Here is a 13,572-nt window from a genome sequence, read left to right as displayed (position 1 = left end):
TGGGGACGGGGTCGACGGGGACGGGGTCGATGGGGCTGGTCGAGCGGCGGTTCTGCCGTGCCTGCGCTCCGACCGGCCCGGTCGCTGACCTGGCTTGTGTGCGGTGCGGGGACGGACCCCTGTTGGGCGGGGACCTGGCGGCCGCGGACACCGGTGACGGTCGGACGTCGACGATGCTGCAGGCCTGGATGAGTAGCACCGGGTGGCGGCTGTCGGGGCCGGTGTGCCCGGACTGTGTCGGCGAGTTGGCGAGATGAGCCGGGTGGACCCGCAGGTCAAGGCGCTGCTGGTGGCGCGGCTGCGGGAACGCCGTCGGGCGGGTGAGTCGATCGGTGATGAGGTCCGTCGGGTCGCTGGGCAGTTCGGGGTGGGTGCGCGAACGGTGTGGCGCTGGGTCGCGGAGTTCACCGAGCCAGAGCGGGGTGCCCGGTCGGATCGCTACGAGCTGACCGACGCGGATGTGGACGCGTTCACGCGGTGGCGGGGCAATGTTGCGGCGGTGCACCGGGAGCTGCACGCCGACCGCGCGGATGGGCTGTCGCTGCGTCGGCTGCAGTACGCGTTCGCCGAGCAGCTGACGCCGGGGCAGCGGGCCGGGCTGGTGGAAGGCGCGGAGGGGCGCCGCCGGTATGAGGTGTACTTGCGCTGGGACCCGCCAGCACGCAACGCGATGTGGGAGGGCGATCACGTCGAGCTGCCGGTGCTGGTGCTCGCGCCGCGAGCACAGCGCCCGGCCAAGCCGTGGGCGACGTTGTTCGTGGACGGCTTCTCGCGACTGATCATGGGGTGGGCGATCTCGATGCGGCCCGACTCGGCAACAGTGTTGGCCACGTTGCGCTCGGGGATCGTGGTCGACTCGGCGCGGGGCCCGTTCGGGGGTCTGCCTGCGGTGCTGCGCACCGATCACGGGCTGGAGTTCACCGCGGCCGCGGTGCGGCGCTCGTGCGCGGCGCTGGGCATCGAGCCGGTGCCCGCCCCGCCCTACACCCCGCACCTGAAGGGAAAGGTGGAGCGGGTCAACCGCACTCTGGTGCAGGAGTTCCTGGCCGGGCTGCCGTTCTACACCGGCGGCCCCCGCGCCGTGGGCGGGGAGCTGTTCGGGCCGGACGTCGACCCGATGAGCCTGACGTTGTTCGTGGACCGGTTCGCAGCGTGGGTGGGCGACTACAACACCACTCGGATCCATTCGAGCCTGGGGACGACGCCGCTGGCGCGGTGGGGCGAGGACGCCACGCCGCTGCGCGAGGTTCCGTCCGAGCAGCTGCGGTGGATGCTGCTGGCTGATCGGGAGCGCACGGTGAACCGGGACGGTATCCACCACGACGGGGTCCGGTTCCTGGCCCCGGAGCTCAACGGGCTGGTCGGCGAGGTGCTGCAGGTCCGCTACATGCCGCACGACCTGCGCCAGATCGAGCTGTTCCGCGGCGACGCGTGGCTGGCCACCGCCTATCCGCAGGACGCCCTGTCCGACGAGCAGCGCCAGGCTGTGCTCGAACGGCGCCGGGCCGATGCGGCCGAGCTGGGCCGGCGCCATCGCCGGGCGAGCCGCCGGGCCCGCGCCCAACTCGCGCCGATCACCGAGCCGGGCCCGGTCGAGGACACCACCGTCGTCACCGCCGGCGCCGAACGCCGCGATCGTCGGCGTCGACGCCGCGGCGACGAGGGCCCGGACTACGCCGCACTCGCCCGGCTGGCGCGCACCGACCTGCTCGACCTCAAGAGCGACTTCGCCTACTGGAACCCCGAGTTCGCCGAACCCCCTGCACCGGTCGACCTCGACCCGGCGCCGGACAGCGAGCAGGACAGCGAACGCCGCGCGGGCGGCGAGCAAGGAGGCCGAAGCTGATGGCGCGGCACTTTCTGGACTTGCCCGGGGCGCGGGTGCTGCCCACGGCCGGGCTGCAGCTGGTCGACCAGGCGGTGGGGCACGTGGTGGACGCCGCGGCGATGGGGGTGGTGCACGGCCCGGCCGGGATGGGCAAGACCTACGCGGTGGAGTCGGCGTTGGCCGCCCGCTCCCGCACTGGGTTGTGGTCGTCGTTCCCGTCGCGGCCGACGATGCGGCTGGTGGCCGCCACCTTGTACGAGCAGCTGACCGGCTCCTCGGCGGGGCGGGCGAGCCGGTTCGTGCTCATGGACGCCGTCATCGAGGAACTGGCGACCCGCCCACGGGTGGTGGTCGTCGACGAGGCCCAGCGGCTCAACACCGAGTGCATCGAGTTCCTGCGACACCTGCACGACCACCCGGCCACCCGGTTCCCGCTGCTGCTGGTCGGCGGGGACGGCGCGTGGCAGGTGCTGTCCGCGCAGCCGATGCTGCGCTCGCGGATCTATCGTCGGGTCCGTCTCGAACCGCTGACCACGAAGCAGGTGACCGCGCTGATCCCGCGGTTCCACCCGATCTACGAGGGTGTGGACCCGGAACTGCTGCTACAGGTCGATGACCATCTCGCGCACGGCAACCTGCGGGACTGGGCGTCGTTCACCCAGTCCGCGGCGGCGCTGTGCGCCGAGCATGACATCGCGGTGCTCGACGAGCGGATCGTGGCCAACGCGTTCGCGCTACACGGCGCCGCAACCACCGTCTGACCGTGCACCCCGGGACCTGTGCCGTGCACGCCCGACCACGCCGGTGACCACTACTGAAGCCATCGTGGCCACGACCACCGGTCTGGGCGGTGACCACGGACCGGCCACACCTGCATCGACACGGCCGGCGACGGTGACCACGTACTGGCCGGCCGGGGCGCCTGCCGCTGTCCGGTGGGTGCGCGATCCCGACGACGATCACGCGTGCGTGCGGACCCTGTTGGGGCTGCACGATCTCGCGGGCGGAGTCGTGGTGTGTCCGGCCGCGCCCGGCTCGCCGTGGCCGGTCTTGGCCCGCGATCTGTTGCTCGCGCTCGGCAAGACCCGCGAAGCCCTCGACGATGCCGGACCGCGATCGCGGCTGCCTGTGCTGCTCGCGCTCTGGCTGCGCGCCGAACAGATCCGGCACCTGGTCGTGCTGCGAGCACACCGCCTTCCGGTCGCCACCCGTGCCGCGCTCGCCCATCTCACCGCCGGCGCTGGTGTCGCGCTCTGGGCCGTCGACCACACCAGCACGCCGACCCCGCACGCGATGCACTGGACCGCGGCAGCCGCTCTGCTCGGCGTCGCGAGGGACACCGCCCGGCGGCCCCGGCCCGCCGACTCGCAGCTGTACGCGACGGTGCGAGATCGCGCCCGGCGGGCAGGGTGCAGCTGGCGGCTCTACACCGAACGCACCCTGAGGCGACCGCGAGATGTCCGGCCCGACTGCACGCTGGGCACCCTGCTGCAAAACCTGACCATCGACGCCCGCGACCGCCACGAGCTGCTGCTGCGCCTGCACGCCGCACAAACCGGGCTACGCGACGAAGGCCTGGACCTGACCCTGCCCGCGCTCGAGCACGACACACGGCTACTGGACCGGCTCGGCCCGCGGTTCACCACCGACACCGTCGCTCGGCTCCGCCGTCTAGCCTGCCCGCTCGCCGCCGGCGCGCTCACCCTCGCGGTGGCCACCGACAACAACGCGCCATGGCTGGCGTGGCTCACCCACAACTGGACCGACCCGCACGGTCGCCACGTCCGCGCCTACACCGGGACCCTGCGCGTCCCGCCACAAGCCCGCCCGATGCAGCGGGCACTGCTCCTCGACCACGCCAGCCGTCGCGATCCGCCACCGAACCTGTTCGTCGGACGCGACAACGCCGCCATGACCGGGCGGCGCCTCGCACACCGCATCGGCACCGCTGCCGACCTCGCCGGACTCCCCCGTTCTGAGGCCGCCCACCCCACGAGCCTGTGTTACACGGCCGAGACGTTCGCGACGACGTTCACCGGCGCCATCCGCCTCCGCCCAATCACTTGATCCACACGCGTGCCATCTAACCGTCGTCCCGTGCCACTTATCCGTCGTTCACCAGTGCCACTTCCGCGACGCTCCACACCATCCGTCCCCTGTTGCCTTTCGCGTCCGTCGGTCCGTCACGCGCCGCCTCAGCTCCATCTGTAGCCATCTCAGTCCGGCCGCTTGTCGCCGTGCCCACCTGTTCGCACCAGTCTCTTCCGCCTGACCCTCCTTTCTCCAAACGCCATCCAAACTCTATTCAAACTCTATGCACCTATGCATTAAAATGATCATGGTACGCTGGCGCGGTGCTCAGGATCGTTGCGGTGTCCGCCGGGTCGGTGGACTACCTGCTGCGCGGCTCGGGTTGCGCCGAGCATGAGCACGCCCCCGCGAAGGAAGCCGACGGCGTCGGTTACATGCTGGCGGGAGCCGAGCGGGAGCCGGCCGGAATCTGGGGCGGCCAGGGCCTCGGGATGATCGGCATGACCGCTGGGACCGCTGCCACCGAGGAGCAGGTTCGAGCCGTCTTCGGGCGCCTGGAGCACCCGACTGTGGTCGCTGCCGACGGCTCGCCGGCGCCTCTCGGGAACCGCCCTCGGAAGTTCAAGACGCGCGAGCAGCGCGTCGCGCTGGCACTGGCGAAAGAGCCCGACGCGACCGAGGAGCGGCGCACCGCGATCGCGAACGAAGTCCGGGCGGAGACCCGCAAGGCGGTCGCCTATTACGACCTCACTTTCTCCCCGGTGAAGTCGGTGAGCGTGTACTGGGCCGCGCTCATGGAGGCGGGTCGTCACGCCGAAGCGCAGGCCGTCGTCGAGGCCCACCACGCCGGTATCCGGGCGGCGATGGAGTACGTCGAGCGTGAGGCGGCCTACGTCCGGTCCGGGTACCACGGGCGGACGTCGTCGGGGGTCTCCGTGGGCGTGCACGAGCGCGGAGAGGGACTCAGCTGGGTGCGCTGGGACCACTCGACGAGCAGGGCTCAGCAGCCCCAGATGCACTCGCACGTCACGGTGCTGAACCGGCTGGTCACGACCTCCGACGGCGAGATCCGCTCGCTCAACGGGCGCGCCTTCCGGCCGATCAAGGAGGGCGCCGACGCGATCTACCAGCAGGTCAGCCAGACCACGCTGGCGGAGAGTAACGGTGTCGTGTTCGCCCTGCGGCCCGACGGCAAGGCGACTGAGCTCATGGGTGTAGACCAGCAGCTTTGCGGCAAGGCTTCGACGCGGCGCGAGCAGATCGCCGGAGCGGTGCGGAGCGCGACGGAGACCTTCGTCGAGCGCTACGGGCGGGAGCCGAGCCCGGCCGAGCGCAAGGAGATGGACCGCGTGGCCTGGCGGCAGACGAGGGCCGCGAAGAACTACGCGGTGGCCCCCCGCCAGCAGATCGACAACTGGGTTAGCGGGGTCCGCGGAGAGCTGCGGCAGAGCTTGCGCGCCGTCGGTCAGCAGGCCGCCCTCGTGCAGCGCGGCGGACACCCCGACCAGCGCGGATACGCCAACCGCACCAAGCAGGAGGTGCTCCATGCCGCGGTGGCCGCCGTGGAGCTCCGCCACTCCACCTGGCAGGTCGGCAACCTGGTCCGCGCGGTCAACGACGAGCTTCTGCGGACCCCGCACCTCGAGCAGGGGGCGGAGGACCTCGCCCGGGAGATCCTGGACAGCCCCTCGCAGTACGGGGTGGTGCTGACTTCTCCGCCGGACCCGGCCCCGGTACCAGAGGCGCTGCGTCGCGACGACGGCCACAGCCGCTACCGCCAGCACAACTTCGAGCGATGGACGACGAGTCGACAGCTGACTGTCGAGGCCACCATCGTCGCAAGGGCCCGCGAGATCGGTGCCCCGTCGCTTCTCGGGCCGGAGTTGGAGATGGCCCGTGTCGAACTCATCGCTGCTGGTCTGGGCGTCGACCAGGTCGACGCGGTCATCGAGACGCTGTCGTCCGGACGCCGCGGCGACGTCCTGATCGGCCCGGCCGGAACCGGGAAGTCGCGCACCATCGGTGCGTTGGCCCGGATCTGGCCGCAGCACGTCGGCGGACGCGTCCTGGGGCTGGCGACGTCGCAGATGGCGACTCAGGTGCTGGCAGAGGACGGACTGGACGCGTTGAACACGACCGCGTTCCTGCAGCGATACGCACCCGACGAGAACGGGGTGGTGCGGGCCGAGCTGGGTCGCGGGGACCTCGTCGTGATCGACGAGGCGGGCATGTCGTCGACCACCGAGCTGGACCGGATCTCCACGATCGTGGCCGCCGCGGGCGCAAAACTTCTCTACACCGGAGACCACGAGCAGCTGGTCGCGGTGGGTGCGGGCGGCATGCTCGACCTGCTCGTGCGGGACAACGGGGCGGCCGAGCTGACCGAGGTGCGTCGCTTCCGCAACGAGTGGGAGCGGGAGGCGTCGATGCGGCTCCGCGTCGGCGATGAGGACGTCCTCGCGGTCTACGACCAGCACGGCCGGGTCCGCGGAGGCACCGCCGACGAGATGGCCGAAGCCGCCGGGCGTGGCTATCTCGCCGACGTCCTGGCCGGCAAGGAGTCCCTCCTGATCGTGCAGGACAACGACACCGCGAGGGACATGTCGGCGGCGATCAGGGCCGAGCTCATCACCGCTGGTCGGGTGGGTCACGAAGTCCTCGGACAGACCCGTGACGGGAACCTCGTGAGCCAGGGCGACCGGATTCAGACCCGCCAGAACAACTACAACCTCCGGGTGGACGGCCGCGGTGGCGTCTACAACCGGGACGTCTGGACGGTGCTGGACAAGGACCCGATGAGCGGGGACCTGCGTGTGCGGAGGGACGACGGCCTGACCGCGCACCTGCCCTCGAACTACGTCTCCACCCAGACGACTCTGGCCTACGCGGTGACGGTCTATGCGGCGCAGGGAGCGACCGTCGACACCACTCACGACCTGGTGCCGCCGAGCCTGTCGCGCAACGCGCTCTACGTCATGCTCAGCCGCGGCCGGGAGAACAACACTGCCTACGTGCCGTGCCGGCGCGAGGCGGACCAGCACGACCACGAGGCCGTCGTTCGGGGTCCGCTCGACGTCCTGGCCGAGATCCTGGATCGGGCGCCCGACGGTGCGACGGCGGCCGAGGTGGAGCGCCGGGTCGGCCTGGAGGAGGCTCGATCGCTCGCTTGGGTCGGCGCTCAGTGGGACCTGCTGACGACCGAGTTCGGGCGGGATCGCTACACTGATCAGTTGGCGACCCTCCTGGGCCACGAGCAGATGGACGAGCTCGTGGCCGAGCCGCGCTACGACCAGTTGATGGCCGCCGTCCGCTCGGCGGAGCTGGACGGCCACGACCCCGCTGCCGTCCTGCGGGAGGCTGTCCGAGCGCGTGGTCTCGGTGGGGCGGAGTCGGTGGCCGACGTCCTGCGCTACCGGGTCAACATGGCCGCGTCGTCCCGGTCGCCCGAGCGGCGCGTCAGCGCCGGTGACTGGTCGAGCTACATCGAGGGCCTGGGCGGCCCGGTCGGCGAGTTCGAGGCGGCGCTGAGCGCCGCGGCCACAGAGCGCCAGGCCGAGTTGGGTCACAGGATCGCGGACGAGGTCCCGGAGTGGGCCAGGGAGGCACCGGCGCTCGGAGTCCCGCCCGAGGACGGGCCGGAGCGTGTCGAGTGGATCCGTCGGGCCGGTATCGTCGCGGCCTACCGCGACATGCACTCCGTCCCCGACGAGCAGCTGTCCCTCGGGGCGGCTCCGGACAAGCGCCGGGCGTTCCACCACCTCCTGTGGAAGCAGGCTCACGCAGCGCTGGGCTACCCGGCGGACAGCCTCGACTACGCCGCGGCGACCCTCGGGCAGCTCCGCGAGATGCGGGCTGAATGGCAGCGCCAGCAGACATGGGCTCCGCCCTACGTCGAGCAGGAACTGCGTGCCGCGCGTGAGCTGGCCGAGGAGTACCGCCGGGACAGCATCATCTGGGCCGCGGGGATCGATCAGGTCGCTGACGGGACCGACGAGCGCCGGGAGGCAGAACGTGACCTGGCTGCCGCGCGTCGCCTGACTGCGCTGCAGGAGCGCCGCGTGGAGGCCCTGAGCACCGTGGCGGAAGTTCGGAAGGAGTGGTTCGACCAGACGACCGCTGTCCGGGTGCAGGCTGCACTTGCCGGAGACGAGCTGGAGCGGCGCGGGGAGACCCGGGAGGTCACTCCGATCCGCGGCGAGCAGGAGGAACTGTTCGCCATCGACGAGTCGCGACCGAAGGGGCGCGCCGAGCGTCGCCGCGTCGTCGACCCCGCCCAGGAGGAACTGGACCTCCCCGGCGTGCCGAGCGCGAGCCCGGAAATCGCCGCGCCGGGCGAGAACCGCGGCCGGCCGCAGGAGGTAGCGGGCACGGACGCCCGGATCGGAGGCGACCTGCACGAGGTCGCTGTCGGGCTGGGGTACGCGGAGGTCCGCCGAGAGGAGACGGAGGCCGAACGGGAACGGGCGAGGCAGCCCGAGCTGTTCCGCACGGCCCCGGAGGCCCGAGACGTGGCTGCGGCCCAGCCCGTTCGCGAGAGTGACCAGACCCGCGAGGTGTCGGAGGGGACAGACGAGCCAGCACCGCTCACCGTCGGGAACGCACTTCGGATTGCGATCGTCAGTAAGGCTCTTCGAGACGATATCCGCGCTGTTCACACGGATGCGAGCCGCGCCGACGAACACACCGATATTGGAATCGGAGCCCCGGTCCCCCGCGCACCGGAAGTGGAATCGGTGTCGGCGAAGAATGAACGCCAGCGGCGGAACGGGACCGGAGTTGGCAGATAGCCACTCGTAGTCTCTTTCGCGGCCGGTGCCCGACGGGCCGTAGCCGAGGCTCGACTTCGTGGTTACAGCACCATCGCCGGGGTACTACGAGCCACCGCACCGTTCGCCCGGATTGTGGGTGTAGTCAAGTGGCCTGGCCCCACTGGTCGTCGCTGGATCTGGCCCCGGCCCTGCAGCGGTTCGTGTAGCTCCGGGCCTGGGCGGGTCGTGCTCTAGCCCGGACTCTTCACGGGTTGTGCCGGTGATCTCCGACCCCAACTGAAGAAAGTGCCTCGTGACCAGGTAAGACAGCGGGTGTCGAAGCCCTGTCCGCCATGGTCGAGGAGGCACTTTCCGAGTGCAGACTACAAGCACGCGCCCACCGGTCATCGTGACCGCCGACGGCGCTGGGGTGGTGTCGCACGTCGGGTCGCGTCTGCTGGCCGATGTCGCCGACCGGACCACGTTGACCAGTGAACTCTCGACCGCGCTCGCACCGCTGCGACGAGCTCGGGCGCGTCATGATCCGGGGCGGGTGCTGGTCGATCTGGCCGTCGCGGTCGCCGACGGGGCCACGAGGATCTGCGAGATCGCGGTCCTGGCCGATCAGGGCGCGGTGTTCGGGTCGGTGGCATCGGACTCGACCTGCTGGCGACTGCTCGACAAGCTCGACGAGCGCCGGTTGTCCTCGATCGCGGCGGGGCGGGCGCGGGCCCGGGAGGTGGTCTGGGCCCAGCACGCCGACGTCGATGGTCGCGCGTTTCCCGCGGCTCGGGTCGCCGGCCGCGACCTGCGCCGGCACGGCCGGGACGTGCTGGTGATCGATCTCGACGCCACGATCGTCATCGCCCACAGCGAGAAGGAACAGGCCACGCCCACGTTCAAGAAGACGTTCGGGTATCACCCGATGCTGGCGTTCTGCGACAACACCGGCGAGTTCCTCGCCGCCCGCTTGCGCCGCGGGAACGCCGGTGCGAACACCGCCGCGGATCACATCAACGTGCTCGACGACGCGCTCGCCCAGATCCCTGACGCGTTCCGTCACGGGCACCCGATCCTGGTCCGCACCGACACCGCGGGCGCCACGAAAGCCTTCCTCGCCCACATCCGAGCGCAACAAGACACAGCGGTGAGCTGTGAGTTCTCCGTCGGCTGGGCCGTCACCGACCGCGAACGCACCGTGATCAGCCTGGTCCCGAAGACGGTGTGGGCCGAGGCGGTCGACGCTGACGGCGGGCACCGTGACGGCGCCGGGCTGGCCGAGATCACCGGCTTGCTCCCCGCCTCCGCGTTGGTCGACTACCCGGCCGGGACCCGCGTTGTCGTCCGTCGCGAACGGCCGCATCCCGGCGCGCAGCTCGATGCGTTCGAGGAGCGTGACGGCTGGCGCTACACCGCGTTCGCCACCGACACCCGCGTCGGGCAGCTCGCCTTCCTCGACGCCCGCCACCGCGCCCACGCCCGGGTCGAGGACCGGATCCGCTGCGGCAAGGACACCGGCCTCAACCACTTCCCGTCCCGGTCCTTCGCCGTCAACGCGGCGTGGTTGACCGTGGTCATGCTCGCGGTCGACCTGATCACCTGGACCCAGCGCCTGCTTCTCGACGGCGACCTGGCGAAGGTCGAGCCGAAGGCGTTGCGCTACCGGTTGTTGCACACCGCCGCGCGGATCACCCGCGGGCAACGCCGAGTCTGGGTCCGTATCCAACGGTCCTGGCCCTGGGCGGTCGATCTCGCCCGCGCGTTCGCGCGGCTGTGCGCGTTGCCTGTTCCTGCTGGTTGATCTCCGAAGCCCGACACGACGAGCGGCGGGAGCTCCCGGCAGAACGCGCAGGCCGGCCCCTTCGCCATGCCCACCCATCGAACGAACCGGACCGGATCCGCCGCCAGCCGATCACGCGGTCAATCCGCAGCTCCGTGAATCACCAGGGCTAGCGTGTGCTGGGTGGCGAGTCCGACGACGTGAAGCGCCCCGGGTTCAGTGGAGGCTGAGTTCTCCCGAGATCGGAGTGTCTCGGGCTGGTTGGTGAGCGTAGTAGTTCTGTTCGTACTCGATCGGCGGCATGTTGCCGATCATGGAGTGCAGCCGCTGGGTGTTGAACCAATGCACCCAGCTCGCGGTGGCCAGCTCGAGATCCTCGACCGCACGGATCGGTCCGTCACGGCGGATGCACTCGGTCTTGTAGAGCCCGATCACCGACTCGGCCAGGGCGTTGTCGTAGCTGTCACCGACCGAGCCGATCGAGGCGATCGCGCCGGCCTCGGCGAGGCGGTTGCCGTATCGGATAGCGCAGTACTGGCTGCCTGCATCGCTGTGATGGATCAACCCGTCCAGGCGCCCGTCGGTCGTCTGACCTGCGCTGTCACGGGTCCACAACGCCATTTCCAGAGCGTCGAGCGGGAGCTCGGTTGGCATCGAGGAAGCGCAACGCCATCCGACGATGCGTCGGGAGAACACGTCGGAGACGAACGCGGTGAACACCATCCCCGACCAGGTCGGCACGTAGGTCAGATCCACTACCCAGAGCCGGTTGGGTGCGGCGGCGGTGAAGTCCCGATCGACCAGATCCGGCGCCCGGGTGGCCTGTCGGTCGGGTCGGGTGGTCAGCACTGGCGCTCCGCGGCGGGCGCCGCGTAGGCCCAGGTAGCGCATCAGCCGCTCGACGGTGCAGCGGGCGACCGGAGCGCCGTCGGCGCCCGGGACGCCGTCTCGGCGCAGCTGGTGCCACATCTTGCGGGCTCCGTAGACCCCGCGGCCCTTGGCTCGGTCCCAGAACGTGGCCTCGATCGTCTCGGCCAGCCCGGTGTCGGAGCGCGCTCGCCGCGACGGCGGGCGGGTCTTGGCTGCGTAGTAGCCGCTCGGGGCGATCGTGGCGCCGTGCTGGGTCAGCACAGCACAGATCGGCTCGACCCCGAACCGGCCCTTGTGGGCGTCGATGTAGTCGACGATCACCGCAGTCGGCGGTCGAGCTCCGCCGAGGCGAAAAACGCCGAGGCAGTCTTGAGGATCTCATTCGCCCGCCGCAGCTCGGCGTTCTCCCGCCGCAGCCGGGTCAACTCGTCGCGGTCCTCGGTCGTGACCCCGGGTGTCAGACCGTCGTCGATATCGGCCTGCTTGCACCAGCCCCGCAGCGTGTCGGGAAGGATCCCCAGCTGCGGTCCGATCCGCTTACACGCGGCGTTGACCGACAAGCCGGGCTCCTGCTGGCGTGCTTCCCGGACCATGCGCTTGGCCCGCTCACGCATCTCGTCGCTGAACTTCCTCGGTGCCGGCACGAAGACCACCTTCCCGTGGCTTCAGTGCCTCCACCAGACCCGGGGCGCTTCAACGGTGGTGTTCGAGACGCACTCCTGGAGCGAGGACAACGAGCGCTCTGTAGCGACCGGATGGCTTCCCGGCCGGCTCTCAGCGCGAGGTCGTGAACTCGCAGGCGAGCTCGGTCAGCGTCGTCGAGACGACGGCCTGGCCGCGGTGTTCAGCTCGGACCTGGAGCGGGCGGTGGAGACGACACGGATCGCGTTCGCGGAGACTGCGATCCCGGTGTTTCTGGATTGGCGTCTGCGCGAGTGCGATTACGGCAGCCTCAACGGCGCCCCGGCGGCCTGGATGGCTGCGGAGAAGCCGGCCCGGGTCCGAACCCCATATCCTGGTGGGGAGAGCTGGGAACAAGCCCTGGATCGGGTTGGGGGGTTCCTGCGCGATGTCACTGATCGGTGGGCCGGGCGCAGGGTGCTGGTGATCGGCCATGTCGCGACCCGGTGGGCGTTGGACCACTTCATCGACGGGGTCAGCCTCGACGAGCTTGTTGCCGGTGACTTCGGCTGGCGCGAGGGCTGGGAGTTCACTGTCAGTGGCTCTGACCTGCGGTTCGTGAGGCCGACGGGTGCGGGTGGCTAGGGCATGTCTCCCAATAGGCGTGACCAGGTGATGCAGGCGCTGAGGACGGTGGCGGCGCGATAGGTGATGGCGAGTTTGTCGTAGCGGGTGGCCAGCTCGCGCCACTGCTTGGTCAGGGCGAAGTGGCGTTCCACGACGTTGCGGCCCTTGTAGGTCTCAACGTCGAGTCCGGGTGGTCTGCCGCCGAGGGAGCCGCGGCGTTTGCGGGCGGCGATCTCGTCGCGTTTCTGCGGGATGACGGTGGTGATCGAGCGGCGGGCCAGTGCGCGCCGGTTGACCCCGGATGAGTAGGCCCGGTCGGCCACCACGGCGTCGGGTCGGGTGCGGGACCGTCCCGCGCCGAGGCGGGGGACGCGGATGTCGGCCAGGACCTGCTCGAGCATGGCGCCGTCGTTGCGCTGCCCGCCGGTCACCACCACCGCCAGCGGCCGGCCCCGCCGGTCGACCGCGGCATGGATCTTCGTCGTCAGCCCGCCACGGGAACGGCCGATGCCGTGACCTGCGGGTTCTCGCGGTCCGCCGAGCGGGCTGGGCATGAACCCGTCAGGGGATTTCGTGTAGTTCGACCGTGCCCCCTGTGTCCTGCTCGGGGCGGGTGGTGTTCGTGGCGTGCTGGTGCGCCCGGTTGATCGTGGCGTCCACCGACACCGTCCAGTCGATCTCGCCCTTGGCGTCGGCCTGGGCCAACAGTGCGGCCAGCACGGTGTCCCAGGTGCCGTCAGCGGCGTAGCGGCGGTGTCGCTTCCACACCGTTTGCCAGGGCCCGAACTGCTCCCGCGGCAGATCTCGCCAGGGGATCCCGGTTCGGTATCGGAAGATGATCCCCTCCACCACGCGGCGATCCTCGCCGAACGGGTGCCCACGCCGCCCGGCGTTGGAGGGCAGCAGCGGCCCGATCAACTGCCACTGAGCATCCGAGAGCAGCGCGAACCTCGACGAACTCACCGGCTCATCCTGCCGGCAGTCCGGACACCCATATGGGAGACACGCCCTAGTACTCCAGCCGCACTTCGTTAGCTGGGCTGTCTTCGTCGTCGGTAGTGGCTTTC

At 70.5% G+C, this 13,572-nt stretch carries 8 protein-coding genes and 1 other annotated feature; of the genes, 6 read left to right on the top strand and 2 right to left on the bottom strand.

Features of this window, described 5'->3' with window-relative positions; genetic code table 11:
* Positions 1-253 precede the first annotated feature (253 nt).
* The 5 genes from XF36_RS28400 to XF36_RS28380 all read left to right on the top strand — a co-directional run bounded on the left by XF36_RS28400 (position 254) and on the right by XF36_RS28380 (position 10,408).
* Positions 254-1,846 (top strand): Mu transposase C-terminal domain-containing protein, encoded by a 1,593-nt coding sequence (locus XF36_RS28400; protein WP_082375942.1) that lies wholly within the window; start codon positions 254-256, stop codon positions 1,844-1,846.
* Positions 1,846-2,589 (top strand): ATP-binding protein, encoded by a 744-nt coding sequence (locus tag XF36_RS28395; RefSeq protein WP_060715061.1) that lies wholly within the window; start codon positions 1,846-1,848, stop codon positions 2,587-2,589. Before XF36_RS28400 ends, XF36_RS28395 begins: the two co-directional genes overlap by 1 nt.
* A 208-nt stretch (positions 2,590-2,797) precedes the next feature.
* Complete coding sequence (locus tag XF36_RS28390; RefSeq protein WP_060715060.1) at positions 2,798-3,895, top strand: hypothetical protein; 1,098 nt, start codon at positions 2,798-2,800, stop codon at positions 3,893-3,895.
* Between the two features lie 320 nt (positions 3,896-4,215).
* On the top strand, positions 4,216-8,646 hold the full coding sequence (mobF, locus tag XF36_RS28385) for a MobF family relaxase (RefSeq protein WP_145981683.1): 4,431 nt from the start codon (positions 4,216-4,218) through the stop codon (positions 8,644-8,646).
* 337 nt (positions 8,647-8,983) lie between these two features.
* Complete coding sequence (locus XF36_RS28380) at positions 8,984-10,408, top strand: IS1380 family transposase (protein WP_060710764.1); 1,425 nt, start codon at positions 8,984-8,986, stop codon at positions 10,406-10,408.
* Between the two features lie 195 nt (positions 10,409-10,603).
* Here the strand turns inward: XF36_RS28380 and XF36_RS28375 are convergent.
* Positions 10,604-11,871, bottom strand: a protein-coding gene (locus tag XF36_RS28375; protein WP_414706267.1) for an IS3 family transposase whose coding sequence is annotated in 2 segments (ribosomal slippage) — positions 10,604-11,602 and positions 11,605-11,871 — 1,266 coding nt in all. Because the reading frame shifts where the segments join, the coding sequence is not laid out codon by codon here.
* Positions 11,486-11,617: a sequence feature (AL1L pseudoknot), on the bottom strand. Its footprint overlaps the gene before it by 132 nt.
* Positions 11,872-11,956: 85 nt before the next feature.
* Here XF36_RS28375 and XF36_RS28365 point away from each other — a divergent pair.
* On the top strand, positions 11,957-12,523 hold the full coding sequence (locus XF36_RS28365) for a histidine phosphatase family protein (protein ID WP_060715057.1): 567 nt from the start codon (positions 11,957-11,959) through the stop codon (positions 12,521-12,523).
* On the opposite strand, the gene XF36_RS30995 is transcribed toward XF36_RS28365, so the two are convergent.
* Positions 12,520-13,468, bottom strand: a protein-coding gene (locus XF36_RS30995) for an IS5 family transposase (RefSeq protein WP_414706264.1) whose coding sequence is annotated in 2 segments (ribosomal slippage) — positions 12,520-13,089 and positions 13,091-13,468 — 948 coding nt in all. Because the reading frame shifts where the segments join, the coding sequence is not laid out codon by codon here. The genes XF36_RS28365 and XF36_RS30995 overlap by 4 nt on opposite strands.
* Between the last annotated feature and the right edge of the window lie 104 nt (positions 13,469-13,572).

It is taken from the genome of Pseudonocardia sp. HH130629-09 (assembly GCF_001294645.1).
In the GTDB taxonomy this organism is placed as follows: domain Bacteria; phylum Actinomycetota; class Actinomycetes; order Mycobacteriales; family Pseudonocardiaceae; genus Pseudonocardia.
Note: the sequence above shows the minus strand (reverse complement) of the source record. Positions and strands in the feature narration are given on the sequence as shown.

Bases quoted from the DNA above. Each gene is read 5' to 3' on its own strand.
- XF36_RS28395 (WP_060715061.1), top strand. From the start codon at position 1,846: ATGGCGCGGCACTTTCTGGACTTGCCCGGGGCGCGGGTGCTGCCCACG.
- XF36_RS28400 (WP_082375942.1), top strand. From the start codon at position 254: ATGAGCCGGGTGGACCCGCAGGTCAAGGCGCTGCTGGTGGCGCGGCTG.